Source organism: Akkermansiaceae bacterium (assembly GCA_017798145.1).
In the GTDB taxonomy this organism is placed as follows: domain Bacteria; phylum Verrucomicrobiota; class Verrucomicrobiia; order Verrucomicrobiales; family Akkermansiaceae; genus Luteolibacter.
The window spans coordinates 698,272-722,071 of record CP059069.1 but is presented as its reverse complement, the minus strand read 5'-3'; the positions used below and the strand labels follow the sequence as shown (position 1 = coordinate 722,071).

Genomic DNA, 23,800 nt, shown 5'->3' with positions numbered 1-23,800 from the left:
TGTCAGCGGAGAGCGTATTTGCGCTGATACGCCTCGTATTCCTCCCTGAGGGACTTGTGTTCCGCTTCCAGATCCGCCACCTCTTGGGTAAGTTTCGTGTGTTCCGCCTGCAGCGCCCTCGTCTCGCTCTCCGCCGCTTTCAGCTCGGACGTCTTGTCCTCGGGTAGGTTCTTGAGGCGTTCTTCGGCCAGGGCGAGTTCCCCTTTCAGCTTGGCGATCTCCGCCTCCTGTTCGCCGTGCTTGCGGACCAGTTCCGGATCCTCCCCGCAGGAAACGAAGAGCAGGCAAGCGGAGAGGGCGGCGAGTTGAGTGGTAAGGTTCATGATTCTACTGGGCGGGCTTCCATTGGATGGCTTGTTGGATAGGGGGGCGCACTGGTACGGCCTGGGCGCATCCCCAGCCGCTGTAGTTACCCGGAGCGGACGAGCCGAAAATCGGAATCCCCTGGCGGTGAGATCCGCAGTAGGGAACGTAGCTGTAACGGACGGTGGGCTGCCTGTAATAACTGGAATAACCCCCATAGCGGCGGCTTCCGTAAACCCTGGATGTTTCCCCGAGGCCTCCGATCGATGCGGAAAGCGAACTCGCTGGGGTAGTCCTTGCGTAGGATGCGATAGCCCTGGCTTCTGCAAGGCGTTGCTCCTCCTTCTTCCGTTCTTTTCTGGCACCGGCTTCCTTTTCGGCGATCACGGCCATCTGCCTGTCGATGCGCCGATCGTAGGCAAGCCTTCCCTCCGCCTCCGCCTCGTGGGATTTCCTCGCCAGCTCCGCGTCGAGTCCGAAATACAGCTGCCACTCCGGATCGAGATCGCCGAAACGAAGTCGCGCCGTACCGCTGGCATGGGCGATGGATACGCCGCTGTCGTCGATTTCGGTCACCTTGGCTTCCTTGAAAGCCCTGCCGTCCGCAGCCACGAATGTGGCGAAGGTCTTACCGCTTGCCTGGACTCTGCTATCATTGAGCACGGATCGCCGGAAATCATCCCAACCGCTTTTCATGGCCGCGATTTCCCTGGTTAGCTGAGCCTTGCCATGCGCCAGGGTCTCGATCTCGCCCCTCAGCGCAGCGGGATTTACCGAAGCACGGGCAGCGGCTTCCGCATCATCTCCGGGATGCGCTTTATCGGCCCGGTAACTGGCGAGTTCCAGCTGGTTCCGGAGCTCGATGATGGTCTTTTCGTTGCCCCACCAGACACTGTCCTCACCGCCCTTTTGGCATGAGCCAAGGCAGATGGCCATAAAGGCTGTGAACAACGCTTTCATGAAATGGAAACCTAACGATACGGAGCTTAGCAAGCAATCAAAAAACAACCGTGCTCAAAAGGCGCAAGGGGCGGCAGGCAATCCCCAAGCATTGTCCGGATGGATGAATCCGATGCGAAGTGTGGCCGCCTGGAAGGAGGGTGAGCTGGTAGGTGGCGGTGAGGCGGTTAAGAGCTGAATGAACGCCCCTTTCCCATCCCGAACCCCCGTAGTTGCTGCACTCTGTTCTAACTTCCTGGGAACTTACGATTGTTGCGGACGAGCTCGGCGAGCGTGTTGAAGCTTTTGCGCATGTCGCATGGCTCCAGCGCGACATAGACCTTGAGGCTTCCGTTGAAGGTTAGCATGGCGTCGGGTCAGGCGAGTTGGCGAATGAGTTCAACGAGCAGCGGAAGCTGGCCGCAGGATGAAACCCACGCGACGGCTCCGCAGGGCAGGCGGACTTCAAGCGCGGCGGAAAGCGCCCCGGGAGACGCGGCGACTTCGGCGAGCAGGAATGTCGGGCCGCTTGTCGCTCAGGTGGAAGGCTTGCCATCGCGCTTTGCCGCGGCGATCCAGGAGGCGAAGGTCGGATACTTGATGCCGCATTGCGCGGCGAATTGCGGAGTGCTCAAACTGCTGGAGTCGAACGCGGCCAGAATCTCCTGCTTTGTATTGGCGGGTATAGCGCGTGCGCCCGGTGCGGTCTGACTTGATGATACTTGTGGTGGGGTGGTCCGAATCGGACATGACCGGGTAGCATACGCAAATCGCCCCGGGGATGGATAGAGGGGTTCTGTTGACCGCTTACGTAGGTGTGGGGGATGTGTTGCCCGTTTACCTGATAGGCGATTCACCGAAAAACTTCTCTCCGGTAGAACCAAACCTAAATGCTCAATCCAACGACGTTCCGGCGGATGCCGCAGGCGGTTGCCATACCGGAGGCTTCCTCTATGATGGCGCAGGAGGGCAGGAAGGTCTGGAGGTTGAGGCGCAGGTGGAGCTTGGCGGCGGTGCTTCGCCCATGACATGCAGCTGGCGAGGAGGGCGATGGGCTTGATTTCCCGGATCGTTACCGTGCGCCCGCCCTGTTCGTGGATGGTGGTGGAGAGAATGTCCTTTTCCGCTACGCGGTATTCGGGCTTTTGAAGTTCCCGTCCACCAGAGTGGATAGTTAGATAAAACCTGAAAAACGCTTTTGATGACAAGCGTGAAAACCGAAAATGATCGCAAATCGGGTAGGGACGTATTGCTGGCTGTGACGGCGTGGAATACTTATCCGATCGACTATCATCCTCCCAGTTCTTGAGGATAGTATTCGCGATACATGCTCTCCGAGACGGCGGCGGCGTGGGCGGGGCTGCGGAGGCGGGCTAGCTGGTAGGTGGCGGTGAGCCGGATGACGAGGGTGAAGCGTTTGAGGAAATTGCCCTGCCATTTTTTTGCGGAAACTTTCCACTCGCGGCCGAGGTAGAGGATGCTGCCCTGGGTGGCGAGGCGGAGGCTGGCCTCGACGTCTTCCATGAGCGGCTGGGCGGGGAAGCCTCCTGCGGCTTCGATAGCCGAGCGGCGGATGAGCATGGTCTGGTCCCCGAAGGCGATCCCGCCAAAGACGACGCGCAGTTCGTTGAGCGCCTCGATGAGTAGGGTGGCCGGTGTATGATCATCGAAGCGCTGGCCCGGGACGATGAGGGAGGCTTGGGGGTGTTTCCTGGCTTCTTCTAACAGATGTTTTGCGGAGCCGGGGGGCGGTGTGGCATCGGCGTGGACGATGAGGATCCAGGGAGCGGTGGTGGTCGCTATGGCGGCGGCGATCTGGTTGCCGCGACCGAGGGGGGCGGGGATATGGCGGGTGTTGGGGATTTGTGGAAAATGGGGTGAGGGGGTGGGAAGTATGACTTCGGAGTCGGGGAGTTCCTCACGGATGGTTTGAAGCAAATCCGTCAGGGATGGGGTGTTTTCAAGCGCGGGGATGACGATGGCGAAATGCGGCTCGCAGCAGGCTGCATCGCCCAAAGCGGCAGCAGGGCTGCCGCAGTCCAAGGAGCTGCGCACGCGGGCAGGGAGATGGCGGTGTTGGGCGAGAGCGGCGAGGAACCATGGGAGCCAGATGACCGTGGCAATGCTGTGGCCGTAGCCCCACCAGCCAAGGTTTTCCTGTGTCCACCAAGCGATGAAATATCCGGCCATGGTGATCGAGGCGGTGGTCCATGCGAAGGATGGGCGGATGGCGGTGAGGGGAAGCAGCCATGCGAGATACCAGAAGTGAACGATGGGGGAGCAGGCGAGGAGAGTGCCAAGCATCCAGAGGCAGGAATCGATCAAGGGCATTCCTTTCCAGCGGCCGATGAGGATGGCAGCGGCGGAAACGCCAAAGGTGGCGAGACAGATGTTTTTCACCATCCCCAAGGCGAGTCCTGTGGAGGCGAGGAGAGTGAAGAGCGGGGCGTTGAAATCACCGGCGGTGGCGAAGCTTCCGACACCGTGGAGCCATTGCGGCAAGGCTGTCAGGAACGGTAGGCTGGGCAGGATGAGGATTGCGGAAAAGAGGAGAAGACGGACCACAACCGGAGCGAAGCGGAGATAGGCGAACTGGAAATTTCCATGCTCTTCGCCAAATGGGCGCGTATGGAAGCGAATGAACCTGAGAAATGGGATGAGGAAAAGCGGGGCGAGGATGAGGCAGACGAGCTTGATCTGGACGGCAAGGGCTAGCCACAGCCATGCGGATTTTTTATTTCGAGATGCTGCGAGGATTGCGGCCAACAGCGCGGCGGCCATGAGGCTGTCGAAGTGGGCCTCGGCGGCGAAGGCGATGAGGACGACGGGGTTGAAGGCGTAGAAACCGGCCCAGCGCAGGGGGGCGGTGTTATCGCGGAGCAGGGCGAATAGCAGGAGCAGGGTTGCCATGTCGCCGAGGAGGGCGAGGGCTTTGAAGGATTTCAGGGAGGGGTAGATGGTGGCTGTGGCGGCCATGATCCACTGAACGCCGGGAGGGTATGCGGTGGGGCGGTCTCGGTGGTTCATGGCCTGCCATGTGGAATCGTGGAGGGATTCCCAGCGCGGATCGTCGGCTGGGGCGGCGTATGGGTTTTCCCCGGCGGCCACCAGTTGTCCTTCCCAGAGGTAGCGGTTCACATCGTCGGAAACCGGGGCGGGCCAGAGGATGATGCGGAGCAGGATCGCGGGGATGAGGATGAGGGCGATGCGGTCGGGGCCGTCCGGGAAGAGGAAGACGCTGCCGAGCATGGCGATGCCCATGGCGGCGAAGATGGCGACGCGGAGAATGGGGCAGGAACCGAGGGAGGGGAGGGATGACCATGCGGCGCAGGCGGCGGCGATGATGGCGATGGATGCCCCCCATGCGAAGGTGCGGGAAGAAACCGGCCAAAGGCGCGGCTCTCCGGGAGGCTCAGGCTTTCCTTGCATCGAACTGTTCGCGGAGGCTGCAGATGCCGACGAGGGCGAAGCCTGCGGCGTAGAGGGTTAGGAAAGGGAGGATGCCGAACTCGCCGTGGCGGGCGTAGATGACGAGGGTGAGGGCACAATAGGCGGCGGCGGAAATTTCCAGCAGCGGCACCAGGCTGGCGGAGGGGGCGTAGTTATTCGAGGTGTTCTCACCGCGCTTGGGTGTGCGGACGAATCCGCTGCGTATGCCGAGGATGGCCTCGAGGACGGCGCGGGTGTTGGAGATGCAGATCCCGAAGCCTAACAGAACCAGGGCGGGAAGCAGCAGGATGGTCTTCTTCCAATCGGCGGGGCGTAGCGAGTGCTGGCTGACCATGTACAGCACGGATGGGCCGAGGGTGGCGGCTAGGAGAGGGATGATGAAAATGACGAGGATGTATGGTGGGATCCCGCCGCCGAGGTAGGCGATGGCTGGCAGGGCGAGGAGGGCGACGGCGAGCATCAGGGCGTGCATCCCGTAGGCACAGAGGTGGAAGACGGTCTGGATCTTGGCGAAGGCTGTGAGGTCGGAGCGGAAAATCTGCGGGAGGAGCTTGATGGCTGTCTGGATGGATCCTTTCGCCCAACGGAACTGCTGGCTTTTGAACGCGGAGTAGGTTTCCGGGATCTCTGCGGGAACCGTGATTTCCGGGACGTATTCAAGGTGCCAGCCTTTCAGCTGGGCGCGGTAGGAGAGGTCGAGGTCTTCGGTCAGCGTGTCGGCGGTCCAGCCGCCGGCGTCGTCGATGGCGGAGCGCCGCCAGATTCCGGCCGTGCCGTTGAAATTGAGAAAGAGCCTGTTGCCGCAGCGGGCGGGTTGCTCGATGCCGAAGTGGCCGTCTATGCCGATGCATTGGGCACGGGTGAGCAGCGAGGCATCGCGGTTGAGGTGATCCCAGCGAGCCTGCACGAGGGCGGTTTTCTCCGTGGTGAAATGGGGGAGGAGTTGTTTCAGGAAGTCGGGAGCCGGGACAAAATCCGCGTCGAAGATGGCGATGAACTCGCCGTGGGCGGCGGGCATGGCATCGGCGAGTGCGCCCGCCTTGTAGCCGGTGCGGATCTCGCGGCGCAGGACATCGATCCAGATGCCATTTTCGCGCAGCTCGGCGGCGGTTCGGTCGATGAGGGTGCGGGTCTCGTCAGTGGAGTCGTCGAGCACCTGGATCTGGTGGAGGTGGGCGGGGTAGTCGAAGGCGGCGATGGCGCGGAGGGCGCGGGCGGCGACGTTGAGCTCGTTGTAGATGGGGAGCTGGGTGGTGACTTTCGGGAGCTCGGCGAGGTGGCGGCGGGGATTTTTTCTGGCGGAGGTTTTCTTGAAGAGGAAGACGAGGACGTAGCAGTTGATGCCGTAGAGCAGCATCCCCGCGCAGCAGGCGAGGTAGATTGCGAAGGCGATGGTGGCGAGCATGGCAGAGGGTTGAACCGCGAAGACGCCAAGGCGCCAAGGCTGGGCTGGTGAATGGAGGGGAACCACGGATTAGCGCGGATCGGATTCCTGTGGCCGGGGTTGTGCTTATTTGGGTTTTCTCCGTTCGGCAAGGTTGACTAGGGAGGCGGGGAGGGTGTCGAAGATTTTCTCGCCCTTGCTCCCGAAGCGGCCGAAGTCGAGGACACCGGTGGGGCAGCTTTGGACGCAGGCGGAGCAACGGACGCACTGGGGGTCTTCCATGGGTTTGCCCTTGTTGGCGAAGGCCATGACATCGATGCCCTGGTGGCAGACGGTGGTGCAGGCGTTGCAGGAGATGCACTTGTCCTTGTCGGCGAAGATGCGGAAGCGGGTGAAGCGCGCGTAGATGTGCATCAGCGCGGCGAGCGGGCAGGCGAAGCGGCACCAGACGCGGCCGGAGAAATGGAAGTAGAGGCCGTAGCCGATGGCTCCCGCGAGCCAGAGGTCGATCATGTATTTGTAGGAAAACGGGGACCATTTTTCCGTGAGCCCCATGACGATTCCGTTGATGCCGGCCTGCGGGAATACCCAGCCGGCGATGCGAAGGAGTAGAACGGCCAGGGCGAGTGCGAGGATGGCCTGGCCGAGCATGTTGAGTTTGTTCCACTTCGGGCCGTGCGGCATCTTGTGGCGGTGTTGGTCGCCGAGGGTCTCGGCCATCGCCCCACAGGAGCAGATCCAGCCGCAATAGGCGCCTTTTCCCCAGCGCCAGACGATGAGCGGGATGATGACGAAGGTCTGGACGAAGCCGAGGATGAGCCAGCCCCATAGCGGCGCTTCGGTGAAGATGTTGTAGATGAAAAGCGGCCACGCGAGGATGAAGCCGAAGGCGCGCCAGTATTGGGTGGGCTCGGTGCCCGGGCCGTTGGAGAGGAAGGTCATGCCGAACCACTCGCCGAGGCCGCCGCTGGTGAAGGCACCGTTCGCGCCCATCCATGGGAAAAGGATGTATGGGAGCAGGAAAAGGGGGATCACCTGGAATGCGGCGAGGGTGGCGGTCTGGAGCTTCACGTAAGGGGTTTTCCTGCGCCTGACACGGCGGATGCCGAAGATTACGATGACGGCGGTGTAGATGAGCGCGAAGACGAAGCCGGGATCGTTGGCGGCGGTGTTCAGGGTGGTTCGCAGGAGTCCGTTTTCACCGCCGATGACGGGTATGTTGAATGGGAACCAGCCGCGCGATTGGAAAACGGGCCAGAGGTTCGTGCCGTTGATCCCTAGGAAATCGACATAGGCCTTGAGGTGGTAGAGGAAGACCATCAGCAGGCCGAATCCGGCCAGCGAGAGCCACCACCTGGCACCACGGTCCCCGGTGACATGGATGCCGGATTTCCGGAAAAAATCCAGAGGTGCCTCGCGCCCTATGAGGGTGAAGACATGGTCGTTTTCCAGAACCTTGTAGCATCCGTCCTCGCCGCAAAGGGTGACTTCGTTTTCTCCGATCTCCTGGACGTTGGTGCCCATGTGGAGGGTGATTGTCCCGGCCGCTTCAAGGCTCCTGAGTTTCCGGGTGTTTTCCGGCTTGGGACGTGCGAATTCCTTTTTCCGGTAGGAGAGATCGACGCTCGCCCCCTCTTCCGCCAGCGAGATCGCGGCCTCCATCGCCGAGTCACCGCCGCCTACCACGAGGACGCGCTTGCCGGAGAACGTCGATGCATCGATGAGGCGGTTGGAGACCTTTTCGAGTCCTTCGCCCGGGACATCGAGCTTGCGGAAATTCCCGGTGCGCCCGATGGCGATGATGACGCGCTTCGCTGTGACGGGCTCCTCGCCCTTCATGTGGAGTTTCAGCAAGCCGCCGGAGCGGGATATCTTTTCGATGGCGGCCTGGGTGGTCTCGATGCGGTATTCCTGTTGCTGCTTTTCGAGTTCTGTTAGCAGGTTTTCCTTCACGTCGGACTCGAAACGCATGTCACCGGCCGGGGTCATCGCGGTGGGATAGGCGTAGATCGGTTTCTTGCGGGGGAAATTCCGGATCGTGGAGAAGGCCTCGGCGGATTCGAAGATCCTGTAGTTCAGCCCGGCTTTGGAGGCCTCGATGGCGGCAGAAATTCCGGAAACGCCAGCGCCGATGATGGCGAGATCGAGCGTGTCACCGCCTTTTTCGAAATCCTTTTCCCCGAGGATGGCTTGCACTGCGCGTGCCCCGGAGTCGGCGGAAAATTTCAGCAAGGGGACACCGCTGAGGTCTCCGACGATGCGGACACCAAGGAGGTTGCAGGTGCCGTCGGCGTTGGCGGCGGGGGATTTCTCGACGCCGCCGGCGGGCCATTTTCCGTGGAGCCATCGGGTGTATCTCTTGGTTTGGGAAAGCATGTTCTTGTTCGCCGACTTTTTGGGAGAGCGGGCATGGAATGAAGCTATTCAGATTTTTCCGGGAAACGGAGCATGTTTTCCTGTCCCGGCATAGGGCTTGCAGGTGAGTGCCGGTCGGTGCAGGCTCCGCGCATATGTTTTTCACGCCCGCCTGGAAAAAGAACGCGAAGCTCCTTGTGAAAGGGGCGAAGAAATTCGTGGATTACAAGAGGGATCTGCTTGCCCCGGAGCGGGTGGATGAGATCGAGTCCCGGCGGAAAGACCTAGCGGATGCGATACGGCTCAAGGATACCTCGAAGGTGGCGGAAGCCTCCAAGCAACTCCGTGCGACCTGCGACAACGCCCTGCCTCGCGAGAAACCGCAGGATTGGTTCCAGGAAAATGTCGAGGTGATGTTCGTGGCGATCGTGATCGCGCTGGGGTTGCGCGCGTATTACCTGCAGCCGTTCCGCATCCCTACGGGCTCGATGCAGCCTACGCTCAACGGCATCGTCGGCAAGCAGCAGCCGGAGGCGGAATGGCCTTCGTTCCCCGTGAGGATGATCGAGTGGGCGCTCAAGGGGAGGAGCTATGTGAAGGTGGTGAACGATGCCGACAGGAACCTGAAGCTGATGCTCACCGATGACGGCCTTGTGACGGATGCACGGGACTTCCAGTGGTGGCATTTTTTCAGCAGATCCAACCTATACAGCCTCAACGAAAAGCCGCTCAAGCTGCCCGCTCCCTCGACCCCTTCCTATGACGCGGGGCTGCGCGCCGCCCTCGGCGAGGCGGCGAAGAATGGTGGATTGCTTAAAAAGGGGCAAGTGCTCCTGGAGGGATTCATCGACACCGGGGATCTGGTGCTGGTCGACAAGTTCTCCTACCATTTCCGCAAGCCGGAACGCGGCGAGGTTTTCGTTTTCGATACGATAGGCATCAAGGGGATCAAGGACTGGAGCGGGCCGCAGGGTGGGGGATCACACTACATCAAGCGGCTTGTCGGGGTGCCGGGGGATACGCTTTCGATCAGGAAACCGGATCTGCTTGTGGATGGGAAAATCGCGCTGGAGCCGGGGATACGGCGTGTCGCGGAGGGCAAGCCGCCTTTCGGGGAGGATCACGAAGGCTACCATCCGGCCGAGCGGCGCGGGAGCACGCGCAGGATTTACATCGCAAGCCCCGAGGATGTTCTCGAACTCGCCAAGGAAAAGGCCAGGCCCGGTTTCCGGGAGTATGCGGCGATGGGGGACAACACCGGCAACTCGCTCGACTCGCGCTACTGGGGGACGGTGAAGGAATTCAACCTTGTCGGCCCGGCGCTGTTCTCGCTGTGGCCGATCGATACGGGGCATTGGGGATTCATTAAGTGACCCGCCGTGGAAAGCGCCTCTGAGATCACCTGGAAGGCGAAGTCGAACCTGGCGTTCGCGCTGCGGATCCTGCCCAAGGACAGGCGTGATGACACGGTGATTTTCTATGCCTTCTGCCGGACGGTGGATGACATCGCGGATGATGCGAGGGTGCCGAAGGAGGAGAGGCGGAAGGCTCTCCGGGAGTGGGAGGATGGGATACGGAAAGGTTTTTCCGATGGCCATGGTCTCGGCAAGGAGCTGGAGCAAATGATGGCGCGGCGGGGGATACCGGCGGAGTGGCTGCTGGATATCGTGGCGGGCTGCGGGATGGATCTGGAGGTGCAGCGTTTCCAGGGATGGGAGGAGCTTTCCAGATACAACTGGAAGGTGGCCGGCGTGGTCGGGCTGGTGTGCACGCGGATTTTCGGCTGCGTGCATGCGGATTCCGACAAGTATGCGGAGCTGCTGGGCAATGCGCTGCAACTCACCAACATACTCCGCGATGTCGGCGAGGATCTGGCGAACGGAGGACGCATCTACCTGCCGATCAACGACCTGATCCGCTTTCAATACTCCGAGCGCGATCTCATCGGGAAAGTGTATGACGGCCGTTTTCTCGCGCTCATGTCCTACGAGGCGGAGCGGGCGGAGCATCTCTTCGCGGAGGCGGAGAAAATCATGCCTGAGGTGGATCGGGCGGCGCTCGTCCCCGCGAGGATCATGGCGGAAATCTACCGGGCTCTCCTGGGCAAGATGCGGGACGGCAAATTCCAGGTTTTCTCGAAGCGTTATTCTGTTTCAAAAGCCCGCAAACTGGCTATCCTCTCGAAACATCTGATTGCCGCGAGGCGAAGGAACGAATAAACCGAACCCAGAAACGTCTGAAAACCATGACCAAGCCCCACCTTATCACCGCAGGCCTCGCCGGATGCCTGCTCCTCGTTTCCTGCGAGCCACTTCCCGTCGGCCCCGAGCCGCGTAGTGGCCCGTATGGGCGGGATCAGCGCCAGAGCTATCCTGGCGGGCGCTACCAGCAGCCTGAAAATCGCTACGGACAGCCGGATGGCCGATACGGCACAGGGATGGAACTGCCCCCCGAGCCGCAGCCCGCCCCGCAGCCGACGCGTGACCAATATCCGAGCGCTGAGCGCACGGACAATCCGAATCAGGTGATCAGCCCCTACGCCCCTTACAACGTGATCGATGTAGAGGGCTTCCGCTCCGGGCAGCTTGCGAAAGATCCCTCGAACGGGAAAATTTTCAGGATACCTTAGTTTGGAGACAATCCTCGGAATCGATCTCGGGACGACCCATTCGGCTGTGGGTGTGGTGGATTCCGGCTTTCCCATCCTCCTGGCGGACGAGGAGGGGAAACGCATCATGCCCAGCGTGGTGTGGTATGGCAAAGACGGCAGCGTGGAGGTGGGGCGCAAGGCGCTGCGGCGCAGGGCGGCCGATCCGCTGCGCGTGGTCAGCAGCGTGAAGCGCTGGATCGGGGCGGATGCGGCCGGGGACTCCGTCCTGGCGCACGTCGGGAAAAGCCCCGAGGAGGTGAGCGCGGAGATTCTCAAGGAGCTGAAACGGATCGCGCAGTGGCGGATCGGGGCGGAGCTTTCGAAAGCGGTGATCACCGTCCCCGCCTATTTCAACGACGCCCAGCGTGCCGCGACGAAGCGTGCCGGGGAGCTTGCGGGGCTGGAGGTGCTGCGCATCATCAACGAGCCTACGGCCGCAGCGCTTGCCTACGGGCTGGACAAGCTCAGGGACAGGGCGCGTGTGGCCGTCTACGACCTAGGCGGCGGAACCTTCGACCTGACCATCCTTGAGATGGAGGGCGGCGTTTTCCAGGTGCTCGCCACGCATGGGGACACCCGGCTCGGCGGGGATGATGTGGACGGGATGATTTTCTCACTCCTGACAGATGGCCTCCCGGAACTTTCCGAGAGCATGCGGTGCAAGTTCATGGAGGGGGCGGAGAATGCCAAGCGCACCCTTTCCGATCAGATGGTCTGCGAGGTCATGATTCCGTTCTATGACGGGGAGAACAGTTTCACGAAAACCATCACGCGTGCGGAACTCGATGCGATGACCAAGGGATGGATCGCGAAGACCCTGAAATGCTGCCGCCAGGCGATGATCGACAGCGGGCTCGAGACCGGCGACCTGGATGCGGTGGTGCTGGTGGGCGGCAGCACGCGGATGCCGGCGGTCAGGGCGGCGGTGGCGGATTTCTTCGGGCGGGAGGTCGATGTGACCCAGCATCCAGACGAGGCGATCGCGCTGGGGGCGACGATCCAGGCGGGGGTGATGAGCGGCGCGATGCGGAAGATGGTTCTGCTGGATGTCACCCCTCTCAGCCTCGGGATCGAGACTTTTGGCGGGCTGATGAACGTCATCATCCCACGCAACACCACCATCCCTTGCAAGGCCGGGGAGATGTTCACGAACGCCGCCGACAACCAAGTGAGAATGGGAGTCCGCGTCCTCCAGGGCGAGCGCGAGATGGCACGGGACAACTGGGAGCTGGGGAAATTCGAGGTGGAGATGGAACGGTTGCCGAAAGGGCAGGCGAGGATCGGCGTGCAGTTCAAGATCGATGCGGACGGCATCCTGGAGGTGTTGGCGCGGGAGGTCTCGACGGGCAAGGATGTGGTGGTGAACATCGAAAGCTCTGCGGTGAACGTGGATGACGCGGCGGTGGAAGAAATGGTGAGCGCCTCCGTCGAGTATGCGTTCGATGACATGTCCGAGCGCATTTTCACCGAGGCGAGGATCAAGGCCGAGGAGCTTCTGCCCGCCGTTGAGATGCTCCTATCCCAGGGCTTGGCGGAGGAAGCCGAGAAGGAGGAAATCAATGCCGCTTATGACGAGGTGAAAGCCGCCTTGGGAAAAGGTGCACCCAACCCCCTGAAAGCCGCAGTGCAAAAGCTCGATCAGGCCACCGAAGCCGCCGCCGCAAGGCTTCTGGAGGCGGCGATGGCAGAGGCCCTGGAAAGGGAAATGGGCGTATGAAAGTGATGCAGGTGCTGCCGGAGCTGAATTCCGGAGGGGTGGAGCGCGGCACGCTGGAAGTGGCGGGTTTCCTGGTGAAGCATGGGCATGAGGCGGTGGTGGTCTCCAACGGCGGCAGGTTGGTGGAGGCATTGGAACATTCCGGGGCGCGCCACATTGCAATGCCCGTGCATAGGAAAAGCCTGGGCTCGCTGTTCCATGCGAGGCCTTTCCGAAGATTGTTAGAAAAGGAGAAGCCCGATATCCTCCATTTCCGCTCGCGGGTGCCGGGCTGGATCTCATGGCTGGCGTGGCGCAAGATGGATCCCGAAACCCGGCCCCGCTTGGTCAGCACCGTCCATGGTTTCTATTCCGTGAACCGCTATTCTGCGGTGATGACGAAGGGGGAGCGGGTGATCGCCGTATCCGAATGCATCCGGCAATATATCCAAGAGAATTATCCGGCGGTTCCCGAAAGCAGGATCACCGTGATCCACAGGGGGATCGAACCGGGGGCTTATCCCGCCGGATACCGTCCGGATGCAGCCTGGCTCTCGGAATGGGAATCCCGGCACCCGGAGCTGGAGGGGAAAACGCTGTTTCTTCTGCCCGGCCGGATCACACGGCTCAAGGGGCATGGTGATTTTTTCAAGCTGATCGCGGCTCTGGAAGGGGTTCATGGGCTTGTGGCTGGCGACACCCATCCGAAGAAAAAGGCATATCTCGGGGAACTCCGGGAAAAGCTCGCCGAGCTGGGCATGCAGGATCGCGTCACATTCCTCGGGCACCGCAGCGATGTACGCGAGGTCATGGCCGTTAGCGATGTGGTCTGCGCGCTCTCGCAGCAGCCGGAATCCTTCGGACGCACCGTGCTTGAGGCGATGGCGCTCGGGAAACCGGTGCTCGGCTACGATTGCGGCGGGGTGGGGGAGCTGCTCACCCATGTTTTTCCCGAGGGGAAAGTGCCCCTCGGGGACACCGGACGGCTCATCGCGACTGCCAAAGCCATCCTCGCCTCCAAGCCGAAACCGCTCCTTGCGGAAGGGATGTACACTCTCGAAGCCATGTGCCGGGACACCCTGGATCTGTATGCGGATCTGCTCAAATCCACCCGTTGAGAAAAAACTTCTACCATCTGCCCCCACGGCATGAGAAGAATCGGGCCGACGAATGAGACACATTGCCATCGTAGGACTCGGATATGTCGGTTTGCCCCTCGCCCTCCAGTTCGCACGTTCCGGAGCGAAGGTTCTCGGGCTGGATATTGATCCAAAGAAAACCGATGCCATCCTCGCCGGGAATAGCTACATCAAGCACGTATCGGGCGATGAGATAAGCGCCCAGACATCGGCTGGGATGCTGGATGCGTCCACGGACTTCTCCCGCATTGCGGAGACCGATGCGGTCATCCTCTGTGTGCCAACACCGCTCAGCCATTTCCGCGAGCCTGATCTCAGCTATGTGTTGGAAACCGGGAAAACCATCGCGCCTTTCCTCAGGGATGGGGCGATCGTCGTCCTCGAATCCACCACCTACCCGGGCACCACGGACGGCGAGCTCCTTGAGGTTTTGGAGAAGGGATCCGGGAAAAAGGCGGGCGTTGATTTCCACCTCGCATTTTCCCCCGAACGCGAGGATCCCGGCAATCCCGACAGCAAGGTCGCGATCATCCCCAAGGTTGTCGGCGGCCTCACGCCGAAGTGCCTTGAGAAAGCCATGGAGGTATACGGCATCGCGATCCAGAAACTCGTGCCGGTCAGTTCCTGCCGCGTCGCCGAGGCCACCAAGCTCCTTGAGAACATTTTCCGCTCCGTGAACATCGCCCTCGTGAACGAGCTCAAAGTCGTTTACGGCGCGATGGACATCGATATCTGGGAGGTCATCGAGGCGGCGAAAACAAAGCCCTTCGGATTCATGCCCTTCTACCCCGGCCCCGGACTGGGCGGGCACTGCATCCCCATCGATCCTTTTTACCTCAGCTGGAAAGCCCGTGAATTCGGCCAACACACGCGTTTCATCGAGTTGGCGGGTGAGATCAACACTGCCATGCCGGATCACGTGGTGAAGGTCTGTTTCGAAGCCCTCAACAACGACGGCAAGGCGATCAAGGGTGCGAAGATCCTGCTTTTAGGTTTGGCCTACAAGGCGAACGTCGATGATGACCGCGAATCGCCCACCTATAAGCTTATCGAGAAATTCGAGGCGCTTGGCGGCGAGGTGTTTTACCACGATCCCCACGTGCCCGTGATCCCGATGACCCGCGAGCATGCGGAATACGCGGGCAGGAAATCCGTGGTGGCGCTCACCGACGAATACGACCTGATCGTCCTATCGACCGGCCACGATGGGTACAAGACCCACGATTTCTCCCGCTACACGTGTCCGCTGGTGGACACCCGCAACGCTGTCCCGCCCGCCAACCGCCCGGTAAGTTACCGCCAGGCGTGATTTTCCCCCAACCATGATCGCCAAGGCACGCCACCACATCAGACCCTACCGCTACCTTCGGAGCCATCGGATGCTGCCTTCGATCCCCGGTGCTTCGGGAGCCGGTGAGCAGGATCTGCTCGTAGCGGATCTCCCCGAGGGCATCGATTTCACGAAATTCCCCACGAGGGCCATCCCGGTCGAGGATATTTGCTGCTCGCCGGATATCCGCGCCTACCTCGAGCATGAGAGATGCTGCCATGCCGGTATCTTCGGGGTTGATGAGATCTGTTTGCACGGAGGGGAATGCCTGAGACAGGCGCTCTGGATCGAAACAAAAACTTATACCATGAGATTTCCATGAAAGCCGTCATCCTAGCGGGTGGCCTCGGAACCCGGATTTCCGAGGAAACCCACCTCAAGCCCAAGCCAATGATCGAGGTCGGCGGCAAGCCCATACTTTGGCACCTGATGAAAACATACTCCGCCCACGGGGTGAACGACTTCATCATCTGCTGCGGTTACAAGGGTTATATCATCAAGGAATACTTCGCGAATTATTTCCTCCACATGTCGGATGTGACGTTCGACATGGAGCACAACACGATGGATGTGCACCAACGCAATGCGGAGCCGTGGCGGGTGACCTTGATCGATACCGGCGAGGAGACCCTGACCGGTGGGCGCATCAGGCGCGCGGCATCGTATCTGGAGAATGAGGATGCCTTCTGCATGACATACGGGGATGGCCTTTCCGATGTCGATATCACCGCGCTGATCAGGTTCCATCACACCCACGGGCTGGACGCCACGGTGACCGCCGTCCAGCCGCCGGGGAGATACGGCGCACTTGAGATGGACGGGGAGCGGGTCACCGGCTTTGCGGAAAAACCCAAGGGCGACGGTGGATTCATCAACGGGGGGTTTTTCGTGCTGTCGCCAAAATGCATCGACCTCATCCACGGCGATGATTGTTCGTGGGAAAACGAGCCGCTCCGCACATTGGCGGAAACAGGGCGCCTGGCAGCATACACCCATCACGGGTTCTGGCAGCCGATGGACACGCTGCGCGAGAAAAACCTGTTAGAAACGCTGTGGGAATCAGGCAAGGCGCCGTGGAAATCCTGGTAAGGGACGCATCATGACAATCTGGCAAGACAAGGACATTTTCCTGACAGGGCACACAGGTTTCAAGGGATCCTGGCTTTCCCTCTGGCTTCACTCGCTTGGTTCCAGGGTGCATGGCTATGCCCTCGATCCGCCGACCGAGCCCTCGGTGTTCGAGGTGGCTGGGGTCGCTTCCGCGCTCGCTTCGGATGTGCGCGCCGATCTCGCCGATGCCGCCCGTCTCAGCCAGGCCATGTCGGACGCGCAGCCGGAGGCCGTTTTCCACCTGGCGGCACAGCCGCTGGTGAGGGCTAGCTATTCGGATCCGCTCGGCACCTTCGTTACGAACGTGATCGGAACCGCCAACCTCCTGCAGGCTGTGCGCTCCGTGCCATCGGTCAAGGCCGTTGTCATCGTGACCACGGACAAGGTCTATGAGAACCGCGAATGGGTGCATCCGTACCGTGAGGGAGACCGCCTCGGCGGGCATGATCCATACAGCGCAAGCAAGGCGGCGGCCGAGATCGTCACCGCATCCATGCGCGACAGCTTTTTCAGGGATTCACCGGTGAGGATCGCCACCGCACGCGCGGGCAATGTCATCGGTGGGGGGGATTGGGCGGCTGACCGCCTGGTGCCGGATTGCCTTCGCGCATTTGCAGCGGGCGAACCGGTTCGGCTCCGCTACCCGGGTGCGGTGCGCCCCTGGCAGCACGTGCTCGAACCGCTGGGTGGCTACCTGGCGCTAGCCGAGGCATTGTTGCGGGAGCCTGGCCGTGCCGCCGCCGGGGCATGGAACTTCGGTCCGGAAGCTGCCGATAATGTCACTGTTGGGGAGGTTGCCGAAAGGCTGGCCGCTGCGTGGGGTGGCACCGCCCGGGTCATCTGCAATGCGGATGCGGATGTGCCGCATGAGGCGGGTCTGCTCTCGCTGGACATTTCCTCCGCGCGCCGCCATCTCGCTTGGCACCCGCGTTGGGCGCTGGGCGAGGCTTTGGGAAAAACCCTCGCCTGGCACACCGCATGGCTTGCCGGGGAGGCGATGCATGAAGTCACTCTCGCGCAAATCAACGACTACCAGGAATCAGCCCGCGCATGAGCGACCGCTTCGAGATCACCGACACCCCGCTGGAAGGTCTCCGCGTGCTGGAGCGGCGGCTCCTGGGGGATCACCGGGGATCGCTCCAGCGACTGCTATGCACGGACGAACTTGCGGAAATCATGGGCGGGCGCCACATCCTGCAGGTCAACCTGACCCACACCGCAGCGCGGGGCACCGTGCGAGGCATGCATTTCCAGGCGGAGCCCCATGCCGAGATGAAATTCGTCTCCTGCCTGCGCGGAGAGGTAATTGATGTCGTCGTCGATGTGCGCCCCGGTTCGCCGACATTCCACCGCTGGCACGCCGAGACGCTCAGCCCGGGAAATCACAAAACACTGGTTATCCCCGAGGGATTTGCCCACGGTTTCCAGACGCTAACAGACGACTGCGAAATGCTCTACTTCCATACCGCCGCACATCACGCGCCATCCGAGCGCGGGCTGAATCCCGGCGACCCGGCGCTGGCCATCGAGTGGCCGCTGCCCATCAGCGCCATCTCCGCAAGGGATGGAGCCCACCCGCTCATAAAAGTGCCATGAACTGCCGCCACTGCAACAATCCCCTCACGCTGCCCTTCCTCGATCTCGGTGCCGCACCGCCTTCCAACGCGTACCTTACGCTCGGCAGCTTGTCGAAACGCGAGATCCATTATCCGCTCAAAGTGCTAGCCTGCGACAAATGCTGGCTCGTGCAGACGGAGGACACCGCTTCCGCCGACGAGCTTTTTGATGCGGAGTATGCCTATTACAGCAGTTGCTCCGCCAGCTGGGTGGCGCATGCCGAGGCTTATGTCTCGGAAATGCAGGGCAGGCTGGGCTTGGATGCGTCATCCCACGTTGTCGAGGTTGCAGCGAACGACGGCTACCTTTTGCAATTCGTGCAGCAGCGCGGCATCCCATGCACGGGAGTCGAGCCCACCGCCGGAACCGCCGCCGCCGCCCGCGCCAAGGGGATCAGCGTGATCGGCGAGTTCTTCGGGCTCGCGCTTGCGGAAAAAATGGTGGGGCAAGGCCTTGGCGCGGATCTGACCGCCGCCAACAACGTGCTCGCCCACGTGCCCGACATCAACGACTTCGTCTCCGGCTTCGCACGCCTGCTCAAGCCCCACGGCGTGGCCACCTTCGAGTTTCCGCATCTGCTCAATCTCATCGGCGACAACCAGTTCGATACGGTATATCACGAGCACTTTTCCTATCTCTCCCTCACCGCCGTAGCCCGCGTATTCGCGACGAACGGCCTGCGCGTGTTCGACGTGCAGGAAATCCCGACACACGGCGGCAGCCTGCGGGTGTTCGCAGGGCTTGCTGGCAACGCCGGGAACCAGCCCGAGCTGCCGTCCGTGAATGACATCCTCTCCCGCGAGGAATCGGCGGGGCTCACCCTGGCGGAAACCTACTCCTCCTTCCAGTCCCGTGCCGAGACGGTGAAGGACGATTTCCTCGCATTCCTCATCGAGGCGAAGCGCCAAGGGAAAACCGTCGCCGCATACGGCGCGGCCGCCAAGGGGAACACGCTGATGAACTTTGCGGGGATACGCGGCGACCTGATCTCATTCGTCGCGGACATCAACCCCGCAAAGCAGGGCAAGTTCATGCCCGGCAGCAGGATCCCCATCGTGGAGCCTTCCCGCATCATGGGGGAAAAGCCGGATTACATCGTCATCCTGCCATGGAACCTGAGGGAAGAGGTGATCGCCCAGCTCCATGAAATCCGCGGATGGGGAGGCTCCTTCGTGACCGCAGTCCCCCGCCTGGCGATCCATTCCCTTCCATAAGCCTTCTGGATCGCCGGACCAACATCGCGCTCGCCATCCGCAAGCCCCATCCCTAATTTCCCAAGACGACATGAACCCGATCAAAGATTTCCAGACAGAAAGAGAAGCAAGGATAGCCCGGCTGGGCGAAGACCAGGACTTCTTCCGGCTTTCCCAGCAATGGCTGAAGGAATCGATGAGCCGTCAGTATGTGTACAACTTCGAGTGGCTGGGACGTCCCATCATCCAGTATCCGCAGGACATCGTCGCGATGCAGGAACTCGTCTGGGAGGTGAAGCCGGATCTGATCATCGAGACGGGCATCGCGCACGGCGGCTCGCTGATACTGAGCGCGTCACTCCTGGCGCTGCTCGATCTTGCGGAGGCGACCAAGGCCGGTGTGCCGCTGGACACCGCGAAGCCCGCCCGCAAGGTCATCGGCGTGGACATAGACATCCGCGACCACAACCGCGCCGAGATCGAGGCGCATCCCTTCGCAAACCGCATCGCCATGGTGCAGGGTTCCTCCGTCGCCCCGGAAACGGTCGCGCAGGTGAAGGGCATGGCATCCGGTGCGGGCAACATCATGGTCTGCCTAGATTCCATGCACACCCATGACCACGTTCTTGCGGAGCTTGAGGCGTATGCTCCTCTGGTGTCCGTGGGCAGCTACTGCGTGGTGTTCGATACCTTCGTCGAGGACATGCCCGCCGGATTTTTCAGCGACCGGCCATGGGATCCTGGCAACAATCCCAAGACCGCGGTCATGGAGTTCGTCGCCAAATACCCCGAGTTCGTGATCGACACGCCCATCCAGGACAAGCTGGCGGTCACCGTGGCTCCCCACGGTTTCCTGAAGCGCGTCCGATGAATGATGGGGGGCAAGCTCCAAGGAATGACCATGAATCCGGACATCACAGTGGTGGTCCCCACCCATGAGAGGCAGAGGTATCTGAGGCGCCTGGTCGCTTACCTTGGCATGATGGAGTGCGGTTTTGAAAGCATCGTCGTGGACTCGACGGGCGGGGACGGATGGAAGGAGAACGAAAGCACCGTTAAGGCCGCCGGGGAGGCGCTGAAACTCCAATACATGAGGAAGGAAATCCCCATCCTTGAAAAGTTCCTGTGGGCGGTCGAGCAGGTGAAGACACCCTACCTTGTCTTCTGTGCGGATGATGATTTTTTGGATTTCGAAGGGGTCTCCGCTTGCGCCGTTTTCCTGGACGGCCATCCCGATTATTCTTGCTCCGGTGGTGCCACGGCCAAGGTCAGGCTGCGGGAGGGTGGGAGCAAGGAGGTGCTGTGCCGCGGTTACAGCGTCTCCAAGGATGATGCGGCGGCAAGGTTCGGCGATTTCGCGAAGCACTGGTTCTCGACCTTCTACTTCGTCCAGAGGACGGATGAGATCCGCGAGAGCCTGCGGCTCACGGTCGATAGCCTGGATTTCGCAAAAGCGCGGGTGTATCCCGAGCATTTCCTGGCGCAGCTCAACGTCCTCGGCGGCAAGGTGCATTTCTCTCCAACACTTTACGGCATCCGCCAGATGCACGGGGGGAACTATGGGAACCGGCCTAATTTCGAGGATGCCGGTGCGCGCGGGCAGCAGCATTGCATGTTCGTTCAGGGGCTTGCGAAACGCCTGGTCGAAACGTCCGGCATGGGAATCGGAGATGCGGAAGCCCTCGTCGCCAGGCATTACCATCACCTTGCCGCCGGCAAGCCGCAGCGGGGCATTGGCGAGCGGGTGGCAAGGGAGCTTTCCCGCGCTTGGCGCAGGATCGCTGACCGCTTCCAGTCCGATGATTTCCTGGAGCGCCGCAGCCTCGGTGCGGATCACCCTTTCCGCAGCCAGCGCTCGTGGATCGCCGCTCGGATGCTGATCGATAAGCACCCGGATGGGATGGATCCGTGAAAGTTTCGGTTGTCCGGCGGGGGAATGTCTGAAAAAAACAGTGATGAGCAAATCCACGATCAAGGTATCCCACTATCAGGAAATGGCCTCCGGAACCGGCGGGCGCAAGGGGCGGGACTACAAGGGACTGCCCATCCTGGCGAACCGGGGCATCCACGAGTTTGTGGCCGCACACCTTTCGAAATGCCTCAAGCCGGGCTCCCACCTTCTGGAACTCGGCAGTGGCAGCGGCGCGCTCTCACTGCGCCTCGCGGAACTCGGCTTCCGGGTCACCGCCGTGGATTACGTCGCGGAAAATTTCCGTGCCTCCCACGATAACATCGATTTCAAACAGGCGGACCTGAACGCCGACCTGCCGGAGTCGGAACGCGAAGCCTATGACGCGGTCGTCGCCGTCGAGATCATCGAGCACCTTGAGAACACCAGGCATTTCACGAGATTGCTGAAATCGGCGCTCAAGCCGGGCGGATTCCTGATGATCACCACGCCGAACATCAACAGCCCCAAGTCTGCCATGACGTTCCTCCTTACGGGGAGGTTCGACCTGTTTTTGCCACGGCACTATGTGAAGGACGGACACATCAACCCGGTGCCATGGTTTGTGATGAGGGATGCGCTGGAAGAGGCCGGATTCGAGGAGATCTCTGTCGGCAGCCACAAGAGCGCGGCCTTTTCCCTGAAGGGGATTTTCGGTGCGGCCTTCCAATTGCTGGGCCTTTTCAACGGCAGCCCCAAGGGCAAGAAGCTGGTGGCCACCGCCATCAAGCCCGGAGGGAAGAAAGCCGGTTGTGGGACCGGTTGCGGATGCGCTCATACATCTCCGTGAAAAACGCCGTGGGGTTTGATTTGCGCAATGCACGCCTGCTGGAAATCACGCCGCCGGCAACGCCGGATCCGCCATGACGCGATTCGACCAGGCGAGCCAGCGTGGGGAACATCCCCAGTTCATCCAGCAGGCGACGCCGCGCCTCGCGAATCGCCGGAAGCCGCCGCGCCCACTCGTCATCCCTGATCGCCAGGCGTATGGTTTCTGCAGTGCCCGCCGCATCTTCCATGTTGATAGGGATGAACGAGTCAGCGGGCAGGTAGTCCGCCGCATTGGGGCACCCGCAGTAGAACGGCAGCGAGTAACCTAGCAGCGGATCAGCGAGTTTCTCCGTCCAGTGGTGCTCCGCGATGTGGTTCTCGATGGCGATGTGATAGCGGTAGCCGTCCACCGCATCCGCTTTGTCCACGATGGGTCGCACGCCATGGCCGAAGACATCGAGATCCGGCAGGTGCGTCCGCAGCGCCTGGATGAAATCATAGCGTGTGCGGTGCAGCGTGTGTGTCTGGCGCTTCGCCGAGCAGACCGTCGAGAGATCCTTCGTCTTCGGGATCATGGGCAGCGAGGCCATGGTATCATAGGCTCCACGCCTGTCGTTGCGCCCGTAGAACCAGAGCAGGGCGGGCTGCGAGAAAACCGCGTTGGGATGGCGTATCGCCCATGGCTCCTGGCTTGTCAGCACGTGGCCGAACTGGCCGAGGAAAGCGCTGCCGTAGGTCTTGATGCTGGAAGGCTCCGCCGTCACCAGCAGCGTATGGTTCCTCGGGCAGGCGAGTTTTTCCCGGTGGGAGGATGGCAGGTCGTCGTAGACAACCAGCCAGTCGTAGTCCGTGGAGGAGTAATCTAGGACGAAGTCGCAGCGTCCCCAGCTCGGTTTCCCGCCGGGGAAACGCCGCAGCAGGTTTTCAGTCTCAACGCCATCCGCGCATTTCATCATGAGCTTCACACGGATGCGCGGAGCCTGGGCGGGGCTGTTGTCTGGATGTTCGGCAGGCATTTGGGCGGCTTTCACCGAACGCATCACCGCCCGGTGTTTTTCCCCTGCGGACTGTCATCCGGCAGGAGCCAATGTCGCGCCACCCATGGGGTCGGCCTCGTGTGGTGGTGGATTTTTTTCCCACGGTATCCGTCGATGACATCTTCCGGATCCGGCTTGCCATGGAATACGATGATGCTGGCGTCCGCCGGAAGCTTCGGGGAGACGATGAGGTTGAGCGGGAAAACCGGCTGGCAGTGCCGCTTGAAGGAGCGCGCCCAGCTTTCGGGCCAGTAGCACATTTTCGGGCGTATGCAGTGGGTGAGGTAGGTTTGCGGCGGTTGGAAATTTTCCAAAGCCCACTCCTTCTCGCCCTGGAACTGATCCCATACGAATCCGCATTCGTTTGCGGTAAATCGGAAGACCGAGGAATTCCCGGTTTCCGGGCGCTTGCGGAACCATGTCTTGTGGGCGGCGAGCCAGTTGTGGATGATGGGGATGCGATCCGGCTCGTAGCTGAAAAAACCGTCCAGCGGGCCGGTGATGACGATATCGAGATCCAGAAACAGGCAAAGGCCTTCGATGGGCAGGTCGGTCCGGAACAGGCAGAGCTTGCGCCAGCCGGTCACGGCCTTTTCCGGCGGAAGGTCGATCTCCGGGATGGGGAATGTTTTGACGGATTCATCGATGCCGGCGGGGTCGTCGGTGAAACAGACGATGTTGGTCTCGCACTTCGTGTGCCTCCTGACGGCAGCCGCGAGGCGGTTCACGTATTCCGCACCGTAGCGGCTGCCCCATTTCAAGGTGACGATGTTTCGGGTCGTGTCAGGCATGGGGTGGCTCATGTTTCGGTGGGCTGCGTTGATCGCCCCGTTCGGGTATGAATTCAAGTACGAATGGGCGCCCGCCAGGATCCGGGA

The 23,800-nt window shown here is 61.3% G+C and carries 23 protein-coding genes; 16 read left to right on the top strand and 7 right to left on the bottom strand.

The features are described 5' to 3' along the window. Positions 1 to 2: 2 nt before the first annotated feature. The gene (locus HZ994_03060; protein QTN31350.1) at positions 3 to 323 is read right to left on the bottom strand and encodes a hypothetical protein; all 321 of its coding nucleotides are present in this window, start codon (positions 321 to 323) and stop codon (positions 3 to 5) included. 4 nt (positions 324 to 327) lie between these two features. Beyond that, positions 328 to 1,263 (bottom strand): hypothetical protein, encoded by a 936-nt coding sequence (locus HZ994_03055; protein QTN31349.1) that lies wholly within the window; start codon positions 1,261 to 1,263, stop codon positions 328 to 330. Between HZ994_03055 and HZ994_03050 the strand changes: the two genes are divergently transcribed. Continuing rightward, positions 1,262 to 1,441, top strand: coding sequence for a hypothetical protein (locus HZ994_03050; GenBank protein ID QTN31348.1), 180 nt, complete (start codon positions 1,262 to 1,264; stop codon positions 1,439 to 1,441). The genes HZ994_03055 and HZ994_03050 overlap by 2 nt on opposite strands. Positions 1,442 to 1,635: 194 nt before the next feature. Then, complete coding sequence (locus HZ994_03045) at positions 1,636 to 1,953, top strand: hypothetical protein (GenBank protein ID QTN31347.1); 318 nt, start codon at positions 1,636 to 1,638, stop codon at positions 1,951 to 1,953. Between the two features lie 579 nt (positions 1,954 to 2,532). Here the strand turns inward: HZ994_03045 and HZ994_03040 are convergent. From HZ994_03040 to HZ994_03030, 3 genes are all read right to left on the bottom strand, one after another. Then, the gene (locus HZ994_03040) at positions 2,533 to 4,671 is read right to left on the bottom strand and encodes a hypothetical protein (protein ID QTN31346.1); all 2,139 of its coding nucleotides are present in this window, start codon (positions 4,669 to 4,671) and stop codon (positions 2,533 to 2,535) included. Continuing rightward, on the bottom strand, positions 4,655 to 6,097 hold the full coding sequence (locus tag HZ994_03035) for a glycosyltransferase (protein QTN31345.1): 1,443 nt from the start codon (positions 6,095 to 6,097) through the stop codon (positions 4,655 to 4,657). Before HZ994_03035 ends, HZ994_03040 begins: the two co-directional genes overlap by 17 nt. Before the next feature lie 105 nt (positions 6,098 to 6,202). Continuing rightward, entirely contained in the window at positions 6,203 to 8,452 is a 2,250-nt protein-coding gene (locus HZ994_03030) for an NAD(P)-binding domain-containing protein (protein QTN31344.1), read from the bottom strand. Between the two features lie 134 nt (positions 8,453 to 8,586). Here HZ994_03030 and lepB point away from each other — a divergent pair, with 134 nt between their 5' ends. From lepB to HZ994_02960, 14 genes are all read left to right on the top strand, one after another. Beyond that, on the top strand, positions 8,587 to 9,804 hold the full coding sequence (gene lepB / locus HZ994_03025; protein ID QTN31343.1) for a signal peptidase I: 1,218 nt from the start codon (positions 8,587 to 8,589) through the stop codon (positions 9,802 to 9,804). A 6-nt stretch (positions 9,805 to 9,810) separates the two neighbouring features. Further along, the gene (locus HZ994_03020) at positions 9,811 to 10,650 is read left to right on the top strand and encodes a squalene/phytoene synthase family protein (protein ID QTN31342.1); all 840 of its coding nucleotides are present in this window, start codon (positions 9,811 to 9,813) and stop codon (positions 10,648 to 10,650) included. Between the two features lie 26 nt (positions 10,651 to 10,676). Further along, complete coding sequence (locus HZ994_03015; protein ID QTN31341.1) at positions 10,677 to 11,060, top strand: hypothetical protein; 384 nt, start codon at positions 10,677 to 10,679, stop codon at positions 11,058 to 11,060. Between the two features lies 1 nt (position 11,061). After that, positions 11,062 to 12,798: an Hsp70 family protein gene (locus HZ994_03010; GenBank protein QTN31340.1), complete on the top strand. Its 1,737-nt coding sequence runs from the start codon at positions 11,062 to 11,064 to the stop codon at positions 12,796 to 12,798. Continuing rightward, a complete protein-coding gene (locus HZ994_03005; GenBank protein QTN31339.1) occupies positions 12,795 to 13,895 on the top strand; it encodes a glycosyltransferase family 4 protein in 1,101 nt (366 codons plus the stop codon). The genes HZ994_03010 and HZ994_03005 overlap by 4 nt, the downstream gene beginning before the upstream one ends. Positions 13,896 to 13,947: 52 nt before the next feature. After that, positions 13,948 to 15,225 carry a nucleotide sugar dehydrogenase gene (locus tag HZ994_03000; GenBank protein QTN31338.1) on the top strand — a complete coding sequence of 426 codons (1,278 nt, stop codon included), beginning with the start codon at positions 13,948 to 13,950 and terminating at the stop codon, positions 15,223 to 15,225. Between the two features lie 13 nt (positions 15,226 to 15,238). Beyond that, positions 15,239 to 15,568 (top strand): hypothetical protein, encoded by a 330-nt coding sequence (locus HZ994_02995; protein QTN31337.1) that lies wholly within the window; start codon positions 15,239 to 15,241, stop codon positions 15,566 to 15,568. Continuing rightward, entirely contained in the window at positions 15,565 to 16,335 is a 771-nt protein-coding gene (gene rfbF, locus HZ994_02990) for a glucose-1-phosphate cytidylyltransferase (GenBank protein QTN31336.1), read from the top strand. The genes HZ994_02995 and rfbF overlap by 4 nt, the downstream gene beginning before the upstream one ends. A gap of 10 nt (positions 16,336 to 16,345) precedes the next feature. Further along, positions 16,346 to 17,410 carry a CDP-glucose 4,6-dehydratase gene (gene rfbG / locus HZ994_02985; GenBank protein QTN31335.1) on the top strand — a complete coding sequence of 355 codons (1,065 nt, stop codon included), beginning with the start codon at positions 16,346 to 16,348 and terminating at the stop codon, positions 17,408 to 17,410. After that, on the top strand, positions 17,407 to 17,952 hold the full coding sequence (locus tag HZ994_02980; GenBank protein QTN31334.1) for a dTDP-4-dehydrorhamnose 3,5-epimerase family protein: 546 nt from the start codon (positions 17,407 to 17,409) through the stop codon (positions 17,950 to 17,952). The genes rfbG and HZ994_02980 overlap by 4 nt, the downstream gene beginning before the upstream one ends. Continuing rightward, the gene (locus HZ994_02975; GenBank protein QTN31333.1) at positions 17,949 to 19,187 is read left to right on the top strand and encodes a methyltransferase domain-containing protein; all 1,239 of its coding nucleotides are present in this window, start codon (positions 17,949 to 17,951) and stop codon (positions 19,185 to 19,187) included. Before HZ994_02980 ends, HZ994_02975 begins: the two co-directional genes overlap by 4 nt. Positions 19,188 to 19,257: 70 nt before the next feature. Further along, positions 19,258 to 20,037 (top strand): cephalosporin hydroxylase family protein, encoded by a 780-nt coding sequence (locus HZ994_02970; GenBank protein ID QTN31332.1) that lies wholly within the window; start codon positions 19,258 to 19,260, stop codon positions 20,035 to 20,037. A gap of 30 nt (positions 20,038 to 20,067) precedes the next feature. Then, positions 20,068 to 21,078: a TIGR00180 family glycosyltransferase gene (locus HZ994_02965; GenBank protein QTN31331.1), complete on the top strand. Its 1,011-nt coding sequence runs from the start codon at positions 20,068 to 20,070 to the stop codon at positions 21,076 to 21,078. Positions 21,079 to 21,121: 43 nt separating this feature from the next. Next, positions 21,122 to 21,904, top strand: a complete 783-nt coding sequence (locus HZ994_02960) for a methyltransferase domain-containing protein (protein ID QTN31330.1) — start codon at positions 21,122 to 21,124, stop codon at positions 21,902 to 21,904. On the opposite strand, the gene HZ994_02955 is transcribed toward HZ994_02960, so the two are convergent. After that, a complete protein-coding gene (locus tag HZ994_02955; protein QTN31329.1) occupies positions 21,840 to 22,901 on the bottom strand; it encodes a glycosyltransferase in 1,062 nt (353 codons plus the stop codon). The two genes, HZ994_02960 and HZ994_02955, sit on opposite strands and share 65 nt — an antisense overlap. 23 nt (positions 22,902 to 22,924) lie before the next feature. Further along, positions 22,925 to 23,713, bottom strand: a complete 789-nt coding sequence (locus HZ994_02950; GenBank protein ID QTN31328.1) for a glycosyl transferase — start codon at positions 23,711 to 23,713, stop codon at positions 22,925 to 22,927. Positions 23,714 to 23,800: the final 87 nt, after the last annotated feature.